Below are 20,236 nucleotides of genomic sequence, written 5' to 3' on the forward strand. Positions count from 1 at the left end.
CGCGATTCGCTCGGTGGCGACGCGCGGCGCGGCGGCTTGATGGGCGACATTGCTTCGACGCTCGAACGACGCGCGGCCCGAAGCCGCGGCCGGTCAGCCGCCAAGCGCATCGAGCTTGAACTGGACCAGTTGACGCGTGGCCGTGTCGTTCTTCGGCAAGGTGTCGAGCGCCGTCTTGTACGCGGTGCGCGCGTCGTCGCGCTTGCCTTGCGCCGCGAGCAAATCGCCACGACGATCGGCGATGACGCCCTTGAACGCTTCCAGCGGCGCATCGGCGAGCAGCTTCAGGCCGGCGTCGTAATTCTTCTCGTCGAGCAGCACGAGCGCCATGCGCAGCTTCGCGATCTGCTTGTACTCGTCGTCCTTCGCGTGGTCGATGGCCCATTGCAACTGCGCCTTCGCGCCTGCCGTGTCGCCCGCCGCGTACAGCGCTTTGGCCGCCGTCAGCGCCGACATCTGCGCGTATGCCGTGCCGCCGAACTTGTCTTCCATGTCCGACGCCACTCGCGCGACGAGCTTCTGATCGTTGCCGTTCGCGGCCTGCTGAAGCTGGTCGTAGAGCACCGAAGCCTCGGCCGCCTGATGGCGCTGCCAGTAGTTCCAGCCGTTGAAACCGGCCGCGGCGACGAGCGCCACGAGCACGATCCACGTCGTGGCGTTACCCCATTTGGCCCACCAGGCCTTGACACTTTCCAGCGATTCTTGTTCGTCGTGGTAACTCATCGTCCAGCTATTCCTTCCTGCGTCTCATTGCCCATCGTGCCGTGCGCGATGGCGGGATCGAACCGATTCCCACGATGCGCGTAGCCATTCGACCCGATCGATGCCTATCTTTTAGGCATCCTCGTCGTCGGCGGATGCAACCATCGCATTGATTAGGTATTCGGTCAAGTCTTCCGCCGGAACGTTCACTTGCGCGTTCTTTTGCCCATCGGCCGATTCCTCGCCGATGCGGCGCAGCGGCTTCACGCCGATCGTCCCTTGCGCGAGTTCGTCCTCGCCGAGCACGACCGCGAACGCCGCGCCGCTCGCATCCGCTTTCTTCATCTGCGACTTGAAGCTCGCGGGCGCGCCGTCCGGGCTGCAATGCAGAATGACGTCGAGGCCCGTGTCGCGCAGCCGTTCCGCGACGATGAACGCCTGCTCCGCCGCCTTCTCGCCCTGATGCACGACGTAGACATCCGTGCCTTCCGCTTCCGGCACCAAATCTTCTTCCTTCAGCAGTTCGAGAATGCGCTCGACGCCCATCGCCCAGCCGCATGCCGCCGTCGGCTTGCCGCCCAGTTGCTCGATCAGCGGATCGTAACGGCCGCCGCCCGCCACCGTGCCTTGCGCGCCGAGCTTGTCGGTGACCCACTCGAACACGGTCAGGTTGTAATAGTCGAGGCCGCGCACGAGACGCGGATTGATGGTGAACGGAATGTTGTTCGCCTTGAGCAGCCGCTGCACGCCCTCGAAGTGCTTGCGCGATTCCTCGCCCAGAAAATCGACGAGCTTCGGCGCGTTCTGCGCGATTTCCTGCATCGCCGGATTCTTCGTGTCGAGCACGCGCAGCGGATTCGTGTAGAGACGGCGCTTCGCTTCCTCGTCGAGCGCATCGACGTGCTTTTCGAGATACGCGATCAATTCCTGGCGATGCGCCGCGCGCTCGTCCGCCTGACCGAGCGAGTTCAGTTCGAGGCGGATGCCCGTCAGCCCGAGGTCGTCCCACAGGCGCTGGCACATCATGATGATTTCGGCGTCCGTGTCCGGACCCGCGAAGCCGAGCGCCTCGACGCCGACCTGATGGAACTGCCGATACCGCCCGCGCTGCGGACGCTCGTGACGGAACATCGGGCCGATGTACCACAGGCGCTTCGGGCCGTCGTACAGCAGGTTGTGCTCGATGCTCGCGCGCACCACGGCCGCGGTGTTCTCCGGGCGCATGGTGAGATGCTCGCCGTTGAGCGCGTCGGTAAAGCTGTACATTTCCTTCTCGACGATATCGGTCACTTCACCGATGCCGCGCGTGAAAAGCTGCGTATGCTCGACGATCGGCGTGCGAATGTTCTGATAGCCGTATGCGCGCAGCATCGACTTGACGGTGCTTTCGAAGAAGTCCCACAACGCGGCATCCTGCGGGAGGATGTCGTTCATGCCCTTCACGCCGCTCAGTTTCGCGAGCCGTTTATTCTGTTCAGTCATCTGTATTTATAGTGATGCTGCGGACGTCTCGACGCGCTGGCCGTAAGTGCGCTCGACGTAATCGCTAACGATTTGCTGGAATTCCTGGGCGATGCGCTCGCCGCGCAGCGTCTTGACCTTCACGCCGTCGACGAACACGGGCGCGGCCGGATTCTCGCCCGAACCTGGCAGGCTGATGCCGATGTTCGCGTGCTTCGATTCGCCCGGTCCGTTGACGATGCAGCCCATCACCGCGACGTGCATCTTTTCCACGCCGGGATACTGGTCACGCCAGACGGGCATCGAATTGCGCAGATAGCTCTGAATCTGCGACGCCAGTTCCTGGAACAGCGTGCTCGTGGTGCGGCCGCAGCCGGGACACGCGATGACCATCGGCGTGAACGAGCGCAGGCCCATCGTCTGCAAAATTTCCTGGCCGACGACGACTTCGCCCGTGCGCGCGCCGCCCGGCTCGGGCGTCAGCGAAATACGGATGGTGTCGCCGATGCCTTCCTGCAGCAGCACGGAGAGCGCCGCCGTCGAAGCGACGATGCCCTTCGAGCCCATGCCCGCCTCGGTCAGCCCGAGATGCAGCGCGAAGCTGCAGCGCTTCGCCAGTTCGCGATACACGGCGATCAGATCCTGAACGCCGCTCACCTTGCACGACAGAATGATCTTATCGCGGCCCAGACCCAGTTCCACGGCACGCTCCGCCGAGCCGATGGCCGACTGGATCAGCGCTTCGTACATCACGCTCTGCAGTTCCCACGGCTGCGCGCGGGCAGCGTTTTCGTCCATCATGCGCGCGAGCAGGTCCTGGTCGAGACTGCCCCAGTTCACGCCGATGCGAACCGGCTTGTCGTACTTGACCGCGGCTTCGATCATTTGCGCGAATTGCGTGTCGCGCTTCGCGCCCTGACCGACGTTGCCCGGATTGATGCGGTACTTCGACAGCGTCTCGGCGCAAGCGGGATGATCGCGCAGCAGCAAGTGGCCGTTGTAGTGGAAGTCGCCGACGAGCGGCACCGTCACGCCCATGCGGTCCAGTTGCTCGCGGATATGCGGCACGGCGGCCGCGGCTTCCGGCGTGTTCACCGTGATGCGCACCAGTTCGGAGCCCGCCTGCGCGAGTTCCTTGATCTGGATCGCGGTGCCGATGGCGTCGGCGGTGTCGGTGTTGGTCATCGACTGGACGCGCACGGGCGCGTCGCCGCCGATCGTCACGAGCTGGCCGCCCCAGCGCACGTCGACCGCATGCGACGAACGGCGCGGCAACGGACCGCCGAAGACCGGCTCGGTCGAACAAATCTTGCTGTTGATCAGGGATTGAGCTTCGGATTGCATCGAAAAACCCTTTGGCAACCGACGGCTGCGCTTGTGCAGCGACCGTCGCTTGTTTGAAACCTCAAACGGGCGGCACGGCTCGAACCGTGACGCCCCTCGTTTTCCCGCGCTGAACCGCCGACGCTAACTCTAGCCCGCTCTCGTTGCCGTTTTAGGGCAACGAGAGCCGCGCGACGTTTCCGCGTGCGGCGGAGTACTTCTTGGCATCGACAGGCTGATTGTCGATCGACAGCGATTCGACGCCCTTCGCGTTGCCGACGGTCACCTTGAACGGCGCCTCGCCCTGCACGCGCTGCGTGCTGCCCGCGCGGACGAGCCCGGAGAACACTTCCTTGCCGTCCTTGCCGCGCACGCTGAACCAGCTATCTTCCTTCACCTTGAGTTCGATGGCGTTCGCGCCCGTGCCCGTGCTGCCGACCGTCGCAGCCGGAGCCGCCGTGGCCGATGCCGCCGCAGCAGCAGCCGGTGCACTCTTGCCCGTCGATGCGGGAGCCGGCGCCGCTGCCGACGCGCTCGCGCCTTGCACCGCCGCGATCGTCGACGACGAAGCCGGCAGCGCGTTCGTGCCGAGCGGGCGCGGCATCGGCTGTTCGCCGGGCGCTGCGGCCACTTCCGGCAGCGATGCCTCGCCGGTATTGGCCGCGGCCGCTTCGTCCGGCGTCGCCGTTTGCGACGCGGCGGGCTTCTCGCTCGACATAGTCGCGGAACTCGCGCCGGCTTTCAGGCGCGCCAGCCACGCCGACGAATCGCCGCCGGTATGCCACATCACGAGCGCGGCCAGCACGACGATCACCGCCGCCAGGCCCCACAGCCAAGACCGCTTGCGGCCCGAAGAGTTGCCGAGCGGCACGGATACGCGCCCACGCGGCAAACCCGCGCCGGACGACGCCGGCACCTTCAAATTGTGCTCGACCGGCACGCCGTCACGACGAAACGCCTGCGTGAACGGTGCCGGATCGGCGCCGAGAATCTTCGCGTAGCTGCGCACGATGCCCGCTGCGAACGTGCGGTCCGGCAAATGGCTGATGTCGCCTTCTTCGAGCGCGGCCAGCTTTTGCGGCGAAACCTTCAGACGCGCCGATACGTCGTCGATCGACCACGCCTTCGCCTGCCGAAGCTGCGCGAGACGCCCGCCCACTGCCTGCAGCGAGTCCAGGGGCCCCGCCTGGCGCTCGTCCGATGCCGCCCCGCCGACTCGCGTCCGGGCGTCGCGCTGATCGCCAGAAAGGTCGCCGGTATGACTGCCGAAAGGCGTCGGGTGTTGCGGCTCACTCATCCCAAATTCCTCGTATCGAATCTCTTATATAGCGCGGTTGCGCCGTGAAGTGCAAAAAGCACTGAACGATACAACTGCGGCGCTATGGCAGACCGCTTTATAACAAAATGTTCGGCTTTGCGCGCCCTGTGGAGCGCTGGCTTCGTTCTTGTCTGCGTGCGTCCGGTGCGGCGACCTTGTTCGATGCCGTCAGACCGCCCGCACCTCGATGACCTTGCTTCCCGTGCGGTTCGTGCGTTCCGCGAGCCGCGTGCGATCCTGCACCGCGCCCGCGAGCTGGCCGCACGCCGCGTCGATGTCGTCGCCGCGCGTCTTGCGCACCGTCGTGACGACGCCGGCATCGATCAAAACCTGCGCGAACCGCTTGATCTGCTCGTTCTTCGAGCGCGTCAGGCCCGACTCCGGGAACGGATTGAACGGAATGAGGTTGAACTTGCACGGCACGTCGCGCGTGACGGCGAGCAGTTCGCGCGCGTGCGCTTCCGTGTCGTTGACGCCGTCCAGCATGCAGTATTCGAACGTGATGAAATCGCGCGGCGCGACCTTCAGGTAACGCTGACACGCGGCCATCAACTCGCGCAACGGGTACTTCTTGTTGAGCGGCACCAGCATGTCGCGCAACGGATCGTTCGGCGCGTGCAGGGAAACCGCGAGCGCGACGGGCAAATCCGCCGCGAGCCGGTCCATCATCGGCACGACGCCGGACGTTGACAGCGTGACGCGCCGGCGCGACAGGCCGTAGGCGTTGTCGTCGAGCATCAGGCGCATGGCCGGCACGACGGCGTCGTAATTAAGCATGGGTTCGCCCATGCCCATCATCACGACGTTCGTGACGACGCGCTCGCCCTTGCCCGGCCCGCCGACGTCGCGTCCGAGCGACCTGCGCAGCGCGAACTCCGCCATGCGCAGCTGGCCGATGATTTCCGCCGTCGTCAGATTGCGGGAGAAGCCTTGCTTGCCGGTGGAACAGAACCGGCAGTTGACCGCGCATCCCGCCTGCGACGACACGCACAGCGTGCCGCGCGTTTCTTCGGGGATGAACACGGTTTCGACCGCGTTGCCGTTGCCGACGTCGATCAGCCACTTGCGGGTGCCGTCGGAGGAAACGTGATCGCGGATGATGTCGGGCATCGCCAGCGTGGCGCGGCCCTTGAGTTTTTCGCGCAGCGATTTCGCGAGATCCGTCATGCCGTCGAAGTCGTCGGCACCGAATTGATGGATCCAGCGCTGCAATTGCTTGGCGCGAAACGGCTTTTCGCCGAGGCTGCCGCAATAGGCGACGAGCCCGGCGGCGTCGAGATCGAGAAGATTGACGGTGCTGCTGCTCGTCATGTCGAGTTCTGCCATTTCCAGATTGCGAAGCCCGGACCGGTTTGGTGGTGTGCTCAAACCGTTGTCCGGGACCGTTCGCGCCAATTCCTGCTTTTTAACAACTATTTCTGCGTGCGGCGCGATTGACCGCGCCGTTGGTCCGGCGCGGCGACCAACGCATGTCTCAGGCGTGATTAACGCGAGTAGACGTTCACTGCCGGGAAGAAGAACGCGACTTCCTGCGCTGCCGTTTCCGCAGCGTCCGAACCGTGAACGGCGTTCGCGTCGATGCTGTCGGCGAAGTCGGCGCGGATCGTGCCCTTGTCCGCCTTCTTCGGATCGGTCGCGCCCATCAGGTCACGGTTCTTCAGGATGGCGTTTTCGCCTTCCAGCACTTGAATCATGACCGGGCCCGAGATCATGAATTCCACGAGGTCCTTGAAGAACGGACGTGCCGCGTGCACAGCGTAGAACTTTTCCGCGTCTGCGCGCGACAGGTGAACCATGCGCGACGCAATGATCTTCAGACCAGCGTTCTCGAAACGGCTGTAGATCTGGCCGATAACGTTCTTTGCCACTGCGTCCGGCTTGATAATCGACAGGGTGCGCTCGATCGCCATGAAAAACTCCAAAAAATGAACGGTTTACGGATTAAAACGAATCGACAATTGTAGCACGAAGCAAGGTATGATTGCGATTGAAACCTTACGGCATCGTAAGGATCAAACGATGCGAAGACGGCGATGGCAGACTATATGGAATTCGGCGGCGAGCCATTGAATTCGGCGCGCGCCGGGGTCATATTGGAGCAAAAGACGGCGTTGCAATCACCGGCGCCGAATAGCAGGCACGGAATCGCAGGCGCTGAAACGCTAAGAATGGCTTAAGTCGGCGACCTTATCATCCGCATGTGACGCATTTAACGCATGTTGCCGTTGAACGAACGACAGACAATTGGAGCAAGGAGAAACCATGAACGAATCGCCCTACAGCTTTGGCCGTAACGGCAGTGTCACCTCGGTCGAGGTGCGCAACAAGGTGCTGCGCAATACCTACTGGCTGCTCGCGCTTTCCATGGTGCCGACGGTTCTCGGCGCCTGGGTCGGCGTGGCGACGGGATTCTCGCTGTTCGCCGCCACCAGCCCCGCAATGAGCTTCATCGCGTTTCTGGCCATTGCGTTCGGCTTCATGTTCGCGATCGAGAAGACGAAGGAAAGCGGCATGGGCGTGGTCGTCCTGCTCGGCTTCACCTTCTTCATGGGCCTGATGCTTTCGCGGCTGCTGAGCTTCATTCTCGGCTTCTCGAACGGGCCGCAGCTCATCATGATGGCGTTCGGCGGCACAGGCGTGATCTTCGCCGCGATGGCCACCATCGCCACGGTCAGCAAGCGTGACTTCTCCGGCCTCGGCAAGTGGCTGTTCATGGGCGTGCTGGTGATTCTGCTGGCCGCGTTCGCGAACATCTTCCTGCAACTGCCGGCGTTGATGTTGACGGTCTCCGTGCTCGCCATCGTGATCTTCTCGGCGTACATGCTCTTCGACGTGCAGCGCGTCGTGAACGGCGGCGAGACGAACTACATCAGCGCGACGCTCGCGATTTATCTCGATCTGTACAACGTGTTCACGAACCTGCTGGCGCTGCTCGGCATCTTCGGCGGCAACCGCAACTGATCGGGCAAACGCCTGCTGCAATGAAAAAACCGGCCTTCGGGCCGGTTTTTTTGCGCCTGCTGAAAACGTGCGACGCGTCAGTCGCGCTCGAACAAGGCGATCGATTCGACGTGCGACGTATGCGGGAACATGTTGACCACGCCCGCGCCCTTCATGCGATAACCCGCCTCGTGCACGAGCAGGCCCGCATCGCGCGCGAGCGTCGCCGGGCTGCACGACACATAGACGATGCGCTTCGGCAACGGCCCGTCGCCGCTTTGCGCGATGTCCGCGAGCGCCTTCGATACCGCGAGCGCGCCCTCGCGCGGCGGATCGATCAGGAATTTGTCGAACGCGCCGAGCGCGCGGAAGTCGTCGGCGGTGACTTCGAACAGATTGCGACACGCGAACGACGTGTACCCGTCGACGCCATTGGCCTTCGCGTTCTCGAGCGCGCGCGCCGTCAGCGCCTCGCTTCCCTCGATGCCCACGACCTCGCGCGACACGCGCGCGAGCGGCAGCGTGAAATTGCCGATGCCGCAGAACAGGTCGAGCACGCGATCCGACGGCGCCGGCGCGAGCAGGCTCAACGCACGCGCCACCAGCACGCGGTTGATCTGGTGATTGACCTGCGTGAAATCCGTCGGCTTGAACGGCATGCGGATATCGAATTCCGGCAGCGTGTACGCCAGTTCGCGATCGAGCGGATAGAACGGATACACCGTGTCAGGACCTTTCGGCTGCAGCCAGAACTGGACGTTGTGTTCGTCGGCGAAGGTGCGGATCAGCGCTTCGTCGGCTTCCGTGAGCGGTTCGAGAATGCGCAGCACGAGCGCCGTCACGTCGGACCCCACCGCCAGTTCGATCTGCGGCATGCGATCGCGGATCGACAGCCCCCCCACCAGATGCCGCAGCGGCACGAGCATCGCGGAGACGTGCGGCGGCAGCACTTCGCAGCTCGTCATGTCGGCGACATAGCTGCTCTTGCGCTCGTGAAAGCCGACGAGTACGCCGCCCTTCTTCTCGACGTGCCGCACCGTCAGGCGCGCGCGATAGCGATAGCCCCACGACGGCCCGTGAATCGGACGGAACATGGTCTCGGCGCGCAGCTTCGCCAGATGCTGGAGATTGTCTTCGAGCACGCGCTGCTTGACGGCGATCTGCGCGCGTACGTCGAGATGCTGCATCGAGCAGCCGCCGCAAGTGCCGAAGAACTGGCACTTCGGCTTTGCGCGGATCACGCTCTCGCGCAGCACCTTGACCACTTGCGCCTGCTCGAAGCTCGGCTTCTTGCGGTAGCTCGAATAGCTCACCCGTTCGCCGGGCAGCGCGCCTTCGACGAAGATCACCTTGCCCGGCTCGCCGTCCTCGTTGACCGTGCGGCCGACGCCGCGCGCTTCCATATCGAGCGACTCGATTTCGATTTCAGGCGCGACGAACGAGGGATCGGGCGTGACGGACTTCGCCGGCGCGGCGCGGCGGCGATGCGGATTTTTTCGAGCGGCTTCAGACACCTGCGTACTTCCTGACTGACGTGATGGCAAATGCGAGATTGTAGACGAACGTCACGAAGTCATTGTCCGAACGCGGCGAGATACTCGGCCCAATGCGGCGACGCTTCCTGCGCGAGCGCGTTCTTCACGAAGCTGATTTCGTCCGTGTACTCGTCGGGCGTGAAACCGCCTCGCATCATCTGAAATCGGCAATACATCAGATACGTGTTGACGACGTCGGTCTCGCAATAGTTGCGGATTTCGTCGATCTGGCCGTCGCAATACGCGTCCCACACCTTGCCGCCGTCCATGCCGAGCTTGCCGGGAAAGCCGCACAGCTTCGCGAGCGCATCGAGCGGTGCGTTCGCGCGCGCCTGATACATCGCGAGCACGTCCATCAGGTCGATGTGCCGCATGTGATAGCGGCTGATGTAGTTGTTGAACTTGAACTCGCGGTCGTCCTGGCCGAGGTCCCAGTAGCGCGGCGCGGCGATGCCATGCACCAGCGCACGGTAATGCAGCACGGGCAGGTCGAAGCCGCCGCCGTTCCACGACACGAGTTGCGGCGTGTATTTCTCGATCACGCGATAGAACGACTGAATGAGCGCCGCTTCGCCGTCGGTCGTCGTGCCGAGCGAACGCACGCGAAAGCCGTTGTTGTCGCGGAACACGCAGGAAATGGCCGCGACGCGCTGCAGATGATGCGGCAGGAAATCGTTGCCGACACGCTCGCGGCGCGCGGCGAACGCGTGATCCGCGACTTCGCGGTCGGAGAGGTCGTCGGGTAAATCTTCGAGACGGCGAATGCCGTCGACATCGGGGATCGTCTCGATGTCGAATACGAGAATCGGTGTCATTGAATCCTGCGAAATACGGCGATGCGACGCCCTCGCGGGCGCCGATCAAAGCGTTAAAGCACAGCGTCCTTGCGAACGCCGTTGGATGCGAAAAAGCGTTTCAGCCGAACGAGCGCCTCTTGCTGAATCTGACGCACGCGCTCGCGCGTGAGACCCATTTCGTCGGCGAGCTCTTCGAGCGTCGCGGGCTCGATGTGATTGAGTCCGAAACGTCGCTCGATCACGTGACGATGCTTGTCCGACAGACGCGACAGCCACAGCCGCGTAAGCGATTCCAGTTCGCGATGCTGCACTTCGGCGTCGGGCGACTGGCTCTGGTCGTCCGACAGCAGATCGAGCAGGCTGCTGCCCGGATCGAGATCGAGCGGCGCGTCGAGCGACGCGGTGTGTTCGTTGAGCGCGAGGATGTCGGTGACTTCCTCCGGCGTCTTGCCCGTGAGATACGCGATATCGTCGATGCTCGCGTCACGTCGCTCGGGCGCGACGGCGTCGTTCGAATTGGCGGAATTTTTTTCCAGATGGCGTTTCGCGCGCAGCACCTGATTCAGCTCGCGGATCACGTGCACCGGCAGCCGCACCGTGCGCGCCTGATTCATGATCGCGCGTTCGATACTCTGGCGAATCCACCACGTGGCATAGGTCGAAAAACGGAAACCGCGCGTCGGATCGAATTTCTCGATGGCGTGCATGAGGCCGAGATTGCCCTCTTCGATCAGATCGAGCAGCGGCACGCCGCGATTCAGATATCCCTTCGCGATGCTGACGACCAGCCGCAGATTGCGCTCGATCATCACTTGACGCGCCTCGAACTCGCCGGCCTTCGCGAGACGCGAATAGCGCTGCTCTTCCTCGACGGTAAGCAGCGGCTTCACGCTGATGCGGTTCAGGTAATGCTGAATGGTGTCGGCCGTGAGTTCGGCCTGCAAAAGCGAGCGGAAGTCGTCGGCGTCGGGGGCGGAATCGTTTGCGCTTTCGGCGCTTTGTTCGCTCTTGTCCCGGCTTCCGCCTTCTTCTTCGGAATCGACATCGACCTCGATGTTCTCGGCGTCGTCATCATGGGCCGAAGCGCCGTCTTCCGCCGACACTTGCAAAGGTCGGCTGATCGTCTCAGTCTCGGCTTGCGGCAGGCGGCGCTTCGTTTTCGGCATGATGGCTCGCTTTATTGCGGCGGCAAATACTTCAGTGGGTCAACAGGTTTACCCTGCCGGCGAACTTCGAAATGCAACATCACACGGTCCGAATCGCTGTTGCCCATCTCAGCGATCTTCTGCCCTTTAGTCACCGCGTCTCCTTCTTTTACCATCAAAGCGCGGTTATGTGCATATGCCGTGAGAAAAGTAGCGTCGTGCTTGATGATAATGAGATTGCCGTAGCCGCGCAGCCCATTTCCGGAGTAGACCACGCGTCCATCCGCCGAAGCGTTGACCGCGTCTCCCGCCGCACCGCCGATATTCAAGCCCTTGTTCTTCGCTTCGTCGAACGTACCGATGATCGGACCGCGCGCCGGCCAGATGAACGCCGGCTGCGTGGCCGCGGCCGCGCTGTTGTCGACGCCCGGCACGCTGGCCGCTTCGCCCGGCGCCGCGCCCATGCCCGAACTCGGACCGTAGTACGGCGGCTGCGCTCCGGCGCCCGGCGTTGCGCCGGCTGTCACGCCCGGCTGCTGCGCGCCGCCGAGCGGCTGCGACTGCACCGCGCCGCCGCCGATCGGAGCCGTCGCCACGCCCGGCGTCGCGGCGGCGAGATTCGCCCCCGGAGGCGCGACGCGCACGAGCTGGCCCACTTCGATCTGATTCGGGTTGGTCAGGTTATTCCACGTGGCGATGTCGTGATAATTCTGACCGTTTTCCAGTGCGATCCGATATAGGGTGTCGCCCGGTTTCACGCGGTAATAGCCGGGCGGCGGCGGCACGTTTGCGGCGGCGGCGGCCTGGGCCGCATCGGTGGGAATGGCCGCGCCCGTTCTGTCGACGACCGGCGCCATGTCCATGCGCGTCGAACAGGCGGCCAGCACGGAGAGCGCCAGTACGCAGACGCCGCGCTGCGCCGCCGTCAGGCGAACGTCCGCGCTCCCTTCTCGCAAAGCACGCAAGATACTCATCGGTGTCAAATCACTCCGGATTTTAAAGGTACAAAGAAAACGCGATCCAGCTGCGACTCCCGCCACTGCGTCGCCGAAACGCGCGTGACGAGCGTCAGCACTTGCGACTGCGCAGCCTGCGATCCGACCGGCGCGACGAGCTTGCCGCCGACCGCCAGTTGATCGAGCAAGGCCTGCGGCACGTCGAGGCCCGCGCATGCGATCACGATCGCATCGAACGGCGCCGCCGCCGGCAGACCCAGGCGGCCGTCGCCGTAGTGCAGCCGGATGTTCGGCACGCGCAGCGGCCGAAGATTGAGCTTCGCGCGCTCGGACAACGGCCGAACGCGCTCGATGGAATACACCTCTTTCGCGACCTGCGACAGCACCGCCGCCTGATAGCCGCAGCCGGTGCCGATCTCCAGCACCTTCTCGAGCGTGCGCCCCGCCGCGACGAGTTCGATCATGCGCGCGACGACCGACGGCTTCGAGATGGTCTGGTGATGACCGATCGGCAGCGCGGCGTCCTCGTAGGCCTGAGCGGCGAGCCCCGGATCGACGAACATGTGGCGCGGCACGACCGACATGGCGTTCAGCACGCGCGGATCGGCGATGCCGTTTGCGCGCAGCCGTTCGACCATGCGCTCGCGCACCCGTTCCGACGTCAGCGTCTGCGTGCTCGTCAGCGCGACATTGGGCGCACCTTTACGGGCCACGGCGTTCGCGCTGCCGTTCGCGGCATCGCGCTCGACCACGCGCTGCGCGGTGCGCAATGCGCTCGTGCGCGGATGCGGCGCCTGCGCGGGACTGCGTGCGGTAGTGGGAACCGGTTTCGCGATGCCGGGCGTCGCCTTCGAAGCAAACGCCGGCGCAGATGCCGCCGCGCCGCTCTTTTGCGCACCCGCCGCCGACCGCAACGCGCCCGGCTTGCCCGACGATGCCCCCGCTGCCGGCTTCGCGCGCGACGCATCGGCGCGGCCGGCGGGCTTGCGCGGCTCGCGTACCAGATCCGCGAGCGCCAGCGGGAAGCGCTTGGCGCGCTCGTCGGTCATGAGCGGCGGCTCCCCGCGCGCGCCCATTCGCGCGTCTCGGCCATGAGCCTCGTGTGCGTGAGGTCGAGCTGAAGCGGCGTGATGGAAACGAAGCCGTTCGCCACGGCGTGGAAGTCGGTGCCTTCGCTGGCGTCGAGCGCATCGCCCGAGGGGCCGATCCAGTAAATCGGATTGCCGCGCGGATCGGTCTGGCGGATGACAGGCTGCGAAGGATGGCGCTTGCCGAGACGCGTCACGCGCCATTCGCCGAGCTGGTCGTACGGCAAGCTGGGAATATTGACGTTCAACAACGGATGGCCGGGCATCGGATGCTCGAGGAAATGCGCGACGATTTCCCCCGCCACGCGCGCCGCATCTTCGAGATGCAGCCAGTCGCGTCCGACCAGCGAAAACGCGATGGCCGGAATGCCGAACATGAAGCCTTCGGTGGCGGCGGCGACGGTGCCGGAATACAGCGTGTCCTCGCCGACGTTCTGCCCGTTGTTGATGCCCGACACGACGAGATCCGGCCGGTTATCGAGCATGCCCGTGAGCGCGATATGCACGGAATCGGTCGGCGTGCCGTTCACGAAATTGAAACCGTTGGCCGCGCGATGAATGCTCAACGGCCGCGACAGCGTGAGCGAGTTCGACGAGCCGCTGCAGTTCTGCTCCGGCGCCATCACGGTCACTTCGCCGAGCGGCTGCAAGGCGTCGTGCAGCACGTTGATGCCGCGCGCCAGATAACCGTCGTCGTTGCTGAGTAGGATTCGCATCCGACGATTGTAACCGAGGAAACATGGCGCGCGGACGACTCGCCGGGCTCGTCCGACGCGCGCAACGTGTCATAAACTGCGTGTTCAAAACGAAGGAGACGCTATGCGCGCCGTTCGCTGCAACCAGCATGGATTACCCAGCACGCTGACCATCGAGACGCTGCCCGATCTGCATGCCGAAGCGGGAGAAGTGATCATCGACGTCAAGGCGGCGAGCGTCAATTTTCCGGACGTGCTGATCATTCAGAACAAGTATCAGTTCAAGCCGCCGCTGCCCTTCACGCCGGGCGCGGAACTGGCGGGCGTCGTGCGCGAAGCCGGTGCGGGCGTCACGCGGTTTCGGCCCGGCATGCGCGTGGCCGCGTACACGGCGCAAGGCGCGTTCGCCGAACAGGTGCGCGCGAACGAAAGCGCGTGCATCGCGCTGCCGGATGACGTCGATTTCGCCGATGCCGCCGCGTTCACCATCGCGTATGGCACGTCGTACCACGCGCTCGTCGATCGCGCCGCGCTCAAGGCCGGCGACGCGCTGCTCGTGCTCGGCGCGGCGGGCGGCGTCGGCCTCGCGGCGGTGCAGATCGGCAAGATCGTCGGCGCGCGCGTGATCGCGGCGGCATCGAGCGCGGAGAAGCTCGCGTTCTGCAAGGCGCACGGCGCGGACGACGTCATCGACTACGCGAACGAAGACTTGCGCGAGCGCATCAAGGCGCTGACGGGCGGCGAAGGTCCGGATGTCGTATTCGATCCCGTCGGCGGCGCTTATGCGGAGCCGGCGTTTCGCGGCATCGGCTGGCGCGGGCGCTATCTCGTCGTGGGATTCGCGAACGGAGAAATTCCGAAGCTGCCGTTGAATCTCGCGCTGCTGAAAGGCGCGAGCATCGTCGGCGTGTTCTGGGGCGATCACATGCGCCGTGAACCGCAGCTTGCCGACAAGGACTTCGCCACGATGGTCGACTGGATCAAGGCGGGCAAGCTGCGCCCCGTCGTGACGAAACGCTATGCGCTCGATGAAACGCCGCAAGCGCTCGACGACATGATGAATCGTCGCGTGGCCGGGAAGATCGTGATCGAAATGTGAGGGTCAGACGTCGGGGAGGATCGTGGCCTGCGCCGTATCCACGTCGCGGCGCGCGGCCGGTCTCGCCTGATGTGCTTCGCGCGCGCTCGCGCCCTGCAAGGCGTTGAAGGCGGACATCACGCGGCGCACGGTCAAGAGCCGCTTCCAGAGCCGCTCCCTCAGCGCAGCGGACGGCACCAGCGCAGGCGGCAGCACGACGGCGCCCGGCCCCCAGCCCGGCCGCCATGACCGCGCGAGGCCGCGGCGCATGAAGAGCGTGAGCGTCGGCACGCCGAGCGACGACGCCAGATGCCCCAGCCCCGAATCGTTGCCGATGAACCAGCTCGATTCGGCGATCCACGTCGCGACATCGCCAAGACGCGGCAGCGCGTTGACTTCGTGCCCTTCGCGCGCGACATCGTTCCAGGCGCTCATTTCGGACGGCGAAACCAGAAAGCTGGGCAAGAGTTGACGACGCATGAGCGCGCGCGACAGCGCGAGGAATTTGTCGCGCTCCCACATCTTTTCGGGATGGCTGCCGGTCGGATGAATGGCGACGCGATTCGCGAACCGGCCGCGCATGACGCCGGCCGGCACGACGAGCCCGTTCGAGCGCGTCACGTCGCGAAGCTGCAGCACATGCGTCGAGACATCGACGATGCGCTCCACCATGTGCTTGCTGCCGCTGTATTCGGGAAAACGGTCGAGACTGAGCGTGCGGCCCGAACGGCTGAGCGCCGCGGCGTAGTCGGTCTTCCAGAGCTCGATCACGGTGTCGAAGGCGCCCGTGTGGCCTTCCGGCTTGCGCACGTCCACGCCGGGAAGCCAGTCCGCGAGATGTTCGGCCACCCAGCCGAACACGACCGGCCGATAACCGTTGCGGATGAGATTGTTGACGAGCACGAGCCCGATCAGGCTATCTCCGATTGGCGGCGGCAACGCCACTGCCACCGCACTGCTGGTTTCCAATCTCATTCTCGTCTTGCGCAATCGCATGAAAAGGCGCCGTGCCGGCGATGCAAGCTCGCACAGAAGCAGGAGCCAGACGGGGCCGTGCATCACGATCCCGAACACGGAAAGTCGAGCGGCATATTACAGCAATGCGCGAAGGCTCGCCGGCCGGCCGGCGCTTCGTTGCCAAAAACGACATTGCGCCCGGCGCGAGACGCCTACAGCTTCTCCGTCTCGCCGCTTTTCGGCTGCCACTTCATCAGCCGCCGTTCGACCAGCGCGACGAGTCCATCGAGCACGAGCGCGAACGCCGTCAAGACGAGAATGCCGGCGAACACCGTGTTGATGTCGAAGGTGCCCTCGGCTTGCAGGATCAGATAGCCGACGCCGCGCGCCGATCCAAGATACTCGCCCACCACGGAGCCGACGAACGCCAGCCCGACCGACGTATGCAGGCTCGAAAAGACCCAACTCGTCGCGCTCGGCAGATACACGTAACGCAGCAACTGCTTGCGGTTCGCGCCGAGCATGCGCGCGTTGGCGAGCACGACCGGACTCACTTCCTTCACGCCCTGAAAGACGTTGAAGAACACGATGAAAAACACGAGCGTCACGCCGAGCGCGACCTTCGACCAGATGCCGAGCCCGAACCATACCGCGAAGATCGGCGCGAGAATCACGCGCGGCATCGAGTTGGCGGCCTTGATGTAGGGATCGAGCAGCGCGCTCATCGTCGGGGCGAGCGCGAGCCAGAGACCGACCCCGAGACCGAACACCGTGCCGATGACGAACGCCAGCACCGTTTCGATCAGCGTCACCCACAAGTGGATGTAAATCTCGCCGCCCGTGAACCATTCCCAGATGCGCACGAGCACCTTCTGCGGCTCGCCGAAGAAGAACGCGGCCTTGTTCGCATCGTCGAAATAGAAAGGCGGCAGGAGCGTCGGACTGGTGAGCACGTACCACAGGAAGAAGCACGCGACGAGCAGCAACCACTGCCACGCCGCCAGATTCGTTCGATTCGGGCGCAGCCTATTCCACATGATCGTTCTGCCTCAACTGCTGCTGATAGCCCTTGAGCACTTCCTCGCGCAGCACGCCCCAGATCTGCGCATGCAATTCCACGAAGCGCGGATGCGAGCGAATCTCGGCGACATCGCGCGGACGCGGCAAGTCGATCGTGAATTCGCCGATCGGGTGCGTCCCCGGCCCCGCCGACAGCACGACCACGCGATCGGACATCGAAATGGCCTCGTCGAGATCGTGCGTGATGAAGAGCACCGCCTTGCGCTTGGCAGCCCAGAGATCGAGCAGCTCGTTCTCCATGAGCTGGCGCGTCTGGATGTCGAGCGCGGAGAACGGCTCGTCCATCAGGATGATGTCGGGATCGAGAATCAGCGTCTGCGCCATCGCGACGCGCTTTCTCATGCCGCCCGACAATTGATGCGGATAGCGGTCGCCGAAGCCGCCCAGGCCCACGCGCTTGAGCCATTCCTCGCCGCGCGCATGGGCTTCGTCCTGACGCACGCCCTGGAACACGAGGCCGGCGGTCACGTTGTCGAGCGCGGAGCGCCAAGGCATCAGGGCGTCGGCCTGAAACATGTAGCCCGCGCGCCGGTTGATGCCCTTCAGCGGCTCGCCGAACACGCTCACCGTGCCCGACGAAGGCTGCAACAATCCCGCCGATACGTTCAGCAGCGTGGACTTGCCGCATCCCGTCGGGCCGACGACGGACACGAACTCGCCCGGCGCGATGACGAGATTCGTATCGCGAACGGCTGTGTAGCGGTCCTTGCGGCTTTCCCGCGAGGCGAACGTGCAGGTGACATCCTGTAGCGCGAGCGCGTGAGTCGACGGTGAGCTCATCGCTTACGCCTTGACGGTCGCGAGCGCCTTCTTCACGAAGTCGTTGGTCCACGTCTTGGAGACGTCGATCGGCTTGCCCTTCACGGTTTCGTCGAACGCCTGCAGCGTCTTCAGCGACGTCGCCGGGCCGTCTTCCGGCATCAGCCCGTCCGGCGACATGGCTTCCTTCACGTGCTGCCACGAATCCAGATACAGCGCGCGATCGCCGAGCAGATAGCCTTCCGGCACCGTCGCGATCAATTCCTTGCCCGACGCCGTCTGCAGCCACTTCAGCGCGCGGACCATCGCGTTGGTGAGCGCCTGCGTCGTGTTCGGATTCTTGTTGATGAAACTCTGCGAGGTATAGAGACAGCCCGCCGGCATGTTCCCGCCGAACACGGTTTTCGTATCGGCGAGCGTGCGCGTGTCGGACACGATGCGGATATCGCCCGCGCGATCCAGCTTGGTCATCACGGGATCGAGGTTGGCCATCGCATCGATCTGGCCGGATTGCATCGCGGCGATCGCGCCCGCTCCCGCGCCCACGCCGATGAACGACACATCGCTCGCCTTGAGCCCCGCTTTCGCGAGCACGAAGCTCGCCATGATCGATGTCGACGAGCCCGGCGCCGTCACGCCGATCTTCTTGCCCTTCAGGTCCGCGACGGACTTGTAATTCGGCATCGCCTTCTTCGATACGGCGAGCACGATCTGCGGCGCGCGCCCTTGCAGCACGAACTCGCGGAAATACTGGTTCTTCGCCTGCAAAAGCAGCGTGTGTTCGAACGCGCCGGATACGACATCCGCGCTGCCGCCGACCGCCGCCTGCAACGCCTTCGCGCCGCCCGCGAAATCCGCGATTTCGATCTCGAGCCCTTCGTCCTTGAAATATCCGCGCCGCTCCGCGATGGTGAGCGGCAGGTAATAGAAGAGATTCTTGCCGCCGACCGCGATCGATACCTTGGTCTGTTCCGGCTTGCCTTGTGCAAACGCGAGCGGCAAGCCCGACATTGCACCACCCGCGAGCACGGCGCTGCTCGCGATGAACGTTCTACGTTTCATCGTTGTTCGTCTCCTATCCCCTGCAACGTTCGTTGCCGGATGTTTTTTTCGTTTGCGCGGCGTGCGCGCGCCTAGATGACCTTGGCCGCTCTCAGCCGCGCGATATCGTCAGGATGATACCCAAGCGTTTGAAGTACTTCATCGGTATGTTCACCGAGTTGCGGACCGAGCCAGCGCGTCTCGCCGGGCGTTTCCGAGAGCTTCGGCGTGACGTTCGGCAGCGCGATCTCGCGGCCGTCCTGCCACGGAAAGCGTTGCAGCATCTGACGCGCAATGTACTGCGGATCGGTGAACATGTCGGCGACGCTGTAGATGCGTCCCGCGGGCACGTCGGCGGCGTTGAGCACGGCGAGCGCTTCGTCGATGCTGCGCGTCGCGAGCCAGGCAGCGATGGCGTCGTCGATTTCCTGCGTGCGCGGCACGCGGCCATCGTTGGAGGCGAGCGCGGGATCGTCGGCGAGATCGGCGCGGCCGATCGCGGTCATCAGGCGCTTGAAGATGGGATCGCTATTGCCGCCGATCACGATGCTTCCGTCGCGGCACGGATACGTATTCGACGGCACGATGCCCGGCAGCGACGCGCCCGTGCGTTCGCGCACCATGCCGTACACGCCGTATTCCGGAACCACGCTCTCCATCATGTTGAAGACGGCTTCGTACAGCGCCACATCGACGACTTGCCCCTTGCCGCCGTTCACTTGCCGATGATGCAGCGCCATCAACGCGCCGATCACGCCGTGCAGCGCCGCGATGGAATCGCCGATCGAAATGCCGATGCGTGGCGGCGGCAGATCCGGATAGCCGGTGATATGACGCAGGCCGCCCATCGATTCGGCGATCGCGCCGAAGCCCGGCCGGTCGCGATACGGCCCGGTCTGCCCGTAGCCGGAAAGCCGCACCATCACGAGGCCGGGGTTCTCGGCGGACAGGACTTCATAGCCGAGACCGAGCTTTTCGAGCAGACCGGGCCGAAAGTTCTCGACGACGATATCGGCTTCCTTCGCCAGCCGCCGCACGATCTCCTTGCCCTCTTCCGCCTTGAGATTGACCGTCACCGATTTCTTGTTGCGCGCCTGCACCGCCCACCACAGCGACGTGCCGCCTACTTCGGGATACAGCTTGCGCCATTTGCGCAGCGGATCGCCGCCGTTCGGATCTTCGATCTTGATGACATCCGCGCCGAACTCGCCCATGAAGCGCGCGGCGAACGGCCCGGCGATGAGCGTGCCCAGTTCGAGCACCTTGACACCGGCAAGCGGCCCGGTCGTTGCGGTCATTCTCGTCTCCTTGTGTCGGCTCCGGCGTTGGAGCACCGGCCCGCCTGTTCGATTTGTTTATGT

The 20,236-nt window shown here is 64.3% G+C and carries 19 protein-coding genes; 2 read left to right on the top strand and 17 right to left on the bottom strand.

Annotated features, from left to right (window positions below):
• Nucleotides 1-93: 93 nt before the first annotated feature.
• The 6 genes from NCR39_RS07695 to ndk form a co-directional block, all read right to left on the bottom strand.
• On the bottom strand, nucleotides 94-723 hold the full coding sequence (locus tag NCR39_RS07695) for a tetratricopeptide repeat protein (RefSeq protein ID WP_250451671.1): 630 nt from the start codon (nucleotides 721-723) through the stop codon (nucleotides 94-96).
• 111 nt (nucleotides 724-834) lie between these two features.
• Nucleotides 835-2,184 (bottom strand): histidine--tRNA ligase, encoded by a 1,350-nt coding sequence (gene hisS / locus NCR39_RS07700; RefSeq protein ID WP_250451672.1) that lies wholly within the window; start codon nucleotides 2,182-2,184, stop codon nucleotides 835-837.
• A gap of 6 nt (nucleotides 2,185-2,190) precedes the next feature.
• Nucleotides 2,191-3,507 carry a flavodoxin-dependent (E)-4-hydroxy-3-methylbut-2-enyl-diphosphate synthase gene (ispG, locus tag NCR39_RS07705; protein ID WP_250451673.1) on the bottom strand — a complete coding sequence of 439 codons (1,317 nt, stop codon included), beginning with the start codon at nucleotides 3,505-3,507 and terminating at the stop codon, nucleotides 2,191-2,193.
• A 151-nt stretch (nucleotides 3,508-3,658) separates the two neighbouring features.
• Nucleotides 3,659-4,783: a RodZ domain-containing protein gene (locus tag NCR39_RS07710; RefSeq protein WP_250451674.1), complete on the bottom strand. Its 1,125-nt coding sequence runs from the start codon at nucleotides 4,781-4,783 to the stop codon at nucleotides 3,659-3,661.
• A 189-nt stretch (nucleotides 4,784-4,972) separates the two neighbouring features.
• Entirely contained in the window at nucleotides 4,973-6,115 is a 1,143-nt protein-coding gene (gene rlmN / locus NCR39_RS07715; protein WP_250451761.1) for a dual-specificity RNA methyltransferase RlmN, read from the bottom strand.
• 173 nt (nucleotides 6,116-6,288) lie between these two features.
• Nucleotides 6,289-6,714 (bottom strand): nucleoside-diphosphate kinase, encoded by a 426-nt coding sequence (gene ndk, locus NCR39_RS07720; protein ID WP_250451675.1) that lies wholly within the window; start codon nucleotides 6,712-6,714, stop codon nucleotides 6,289-6,291.
• A 352-nt stretch (nucleotides 6,715-7,066) separates the two neighbouring features.
• Between ndk and NCR39_RS07725 the strand changes: the two genes are divergently transcribed.
• A complete protein-coding gene (locus NCR39_RS07725) occupies nucleotides 7,067-7,765 on the top strand; it encodes a Bax inhibitor-1/YccA family protein (protein ID WP_250451676.1) in 699 nt (232 codons plus the stop codon).
• A 77-nt stretch (nucleotides 7,766-7,842) separates the two neighbouring features.
• Here NCR39_RS07725 and rlmD read toward each other — a convergent pair whose 3' ends face one another.
• Genes rlmD through surE form a run of 6 tightly spaced genes read right to left on the bottom strand, consistent with a single transcriptional unit; the run spans nucleotide 7,843 to nucleotide 13,981 of the window.
• Nucleotides 7,843-9,258 carry a 23S rRNA (uracil(1939)-C(5))-methyltransferase RlmD gene (gene rlmD, locus NCR39_RS07730; protein ID WP_502800186.1) on the bottom strand — a complete coding sequence of 472 codons (1,416 nt, stop codon included), beginning with the start codon at nucleotides 9,256-9,258 and terminating at the stop codon, nucleotides 7,843-7,845.
• Between the two features lie 59 nt (nucleotides 9,259-9,317).
• On the bottom strand, nucleotides 9,318-10,094 hold the full coding sequence (locus NCR39_RS07735; protein WP_250451677.1) for a 3'-5' exonuclease: 777 nt from the start codon (nucleotides 10,092-10,094) through the stop codon (nucleotides 9,318-9,320).
• A 53-nt stretch (nucleotides 10,095-10,147) separates the two neighbouring features.
• Nucleotides 10,148-11,242 carry an RNA polymerase sigma factor RpoS gene (rpoS, locus tag NCR39_RS07740; protein ID WP_250451678.1) on the bottom strand — a complete coding sequence of 365 codons (1,095 nt, stop codon included), beginning with the start codon at nucleotides 11,240-11,242 and terminating at the stop codon, nucleotides 10,148-10,150.
• Between the two features lie 11 nt (nucleotides 11,243-11,253).
• Nucleotides 11,254-12,195 carry a peptidoglycan DD-metalloendopeptidase family protein gene (locus tag NCR39_RS07745; protein ID WP_250451763.1) on the bottom strand — a complete coding sequence of 314 codons (942 nt, stop codon included), beginning with the start codon at nucleotides 12,193-12,195 and terminating at the stop codon, nucleotides 11,254-11,256.
• A 5-nt stretch (nucleotides 12,196-12,200) separates the two neighbouring features.
• Nucleotides 12,201-13,253, bottom strand: coding sequence for a protein-L-isoaspartate(D-aspartate) O-methyltransferase (locus NCR39_RS07750; protein ID WP_250451679.1), 1,053 nt, complete (start codon nucleotides 13,251-13,253; stop codon nucleotides 12,201-12,203).
• A complete protein-coding gene (surE, locus tag NCR39_RS07755) occupies nucleotides 13,223-13,981 on the bottom strand; it encodes a 5'/3'-nucleotidase SurE (protein ID WP_250451680.1) in 759 nt (252 codons plus the stop codon). Before surE ends, NCR39_RS07750 begins: the two co-directional genes overlap by 31 nt.
• A 103-nt stretch (nucleotides 13,982-14,084) precedes the next feature.
• Here surE and NCR39_RS07760 point away from each other — a divergent pair, with 103 nt between their 5' ends.
• Nucleotides 14,085-15,059: an NADPH:quinone oxidoreductase family protein gene (locus tag NCR39_RS07760; RefSeq protein ID WP_250451681.1), complete on the top strand. Its 975-nt coding sequence runs from the start codon at nucleotides 14,085-14,087 to the stop codon at nucleotides 15,057-15,059.
• Between the two features lie 3 nt (nucleotides 15,060-15,062).
• On the opposite strand, the gene NCR39_RS07765 is transcribed toward NCR39_RS07760, so the two are convergent.
• From NCR39_RS07765 to NCR39_RS07785, 5 genes are all read right to left on the bottom strand, one after another.
• On the bottom strand, nucleotides 15,063-16,013 hold the full coding sequence (locus NCR39_RS07765) for a glycosyltransferase family 9 protein (RefSeq protein WP_250451682.1): 951 nt from the start codon (nucleotides 16,011-16,013) through the stop codon (nucleotides 15,063-15,065).
• 194 nt (nucleotides 16,014-16,207) lie between these two features.
• Nucleotides 16,208-17,032 (bottom strand): ABC transporter permease, encoded by an 825-nt coding sequence (locus tag NCR39_RS07770; RefSeq protein ID WP_250451683.1) that lies wholly within the window; start codon nucleotides 17,030-17,032, stop codon nucleotides 16,208-16,210.
• Nucleotides 17,022-17,855, bottom strand: coding sequence for an ABC transporter ATP-binding protein (locus NCR39_RS07775; protein WP_250451684.1), 834 nt, complete (start codon nucleotides 17,853-17,855; stop codon nucleotides 17,022-17,024). Before NCR39_RS07775 ends, NCR39_RS07770 begins: the two co-directional genes overlap by 11 nt.
• A 3-nt stretch (nucleotides 17,856-17,858) precedes the next feature.
• Nucleotides 17,859-18,896 (bottom strand): ABC transporter substrate-binding protein, encoded by a 1,038-nt coding sequence (locus NCR39_RS07780; RefSeq protein ID WP_250451685.1) that lies wholly within the window; start codon nucleotides 18,894-18,896, stop codon nucleotides 17,859-17,861.
• 71 nt (nucleotides 18,897-18,967) lie between these two features.
• Nucleotides 18,968-20,173 carry a CaiB/BaiF CoA transferase family protein gene (locus NCR39_RS07785; protein WP_250451686.1) on the bottom strand — a complete coding sequence of 402 codons (1,206 nt, stop codon included), beginning with the start codon at nucleotides 20,171-20,173 and terminating at the stop codon, nucleotides 18,968-18,970.
• Between the last annotated feature and the right edge of the window lie 63 nt (nucleotides 20,174-20,236).

This window comes from Caballeronia sp. ATUFL_M2_KS44, from assembly GCF_023630965.1.
GTDB classification, from domain to species: domain Bacteria; phylum Pseudomonadota; class Gammaproteobacteria; order Burkholderiales; family Burkholderiaceae; genus Caballeronia; species Caballeronia concitans.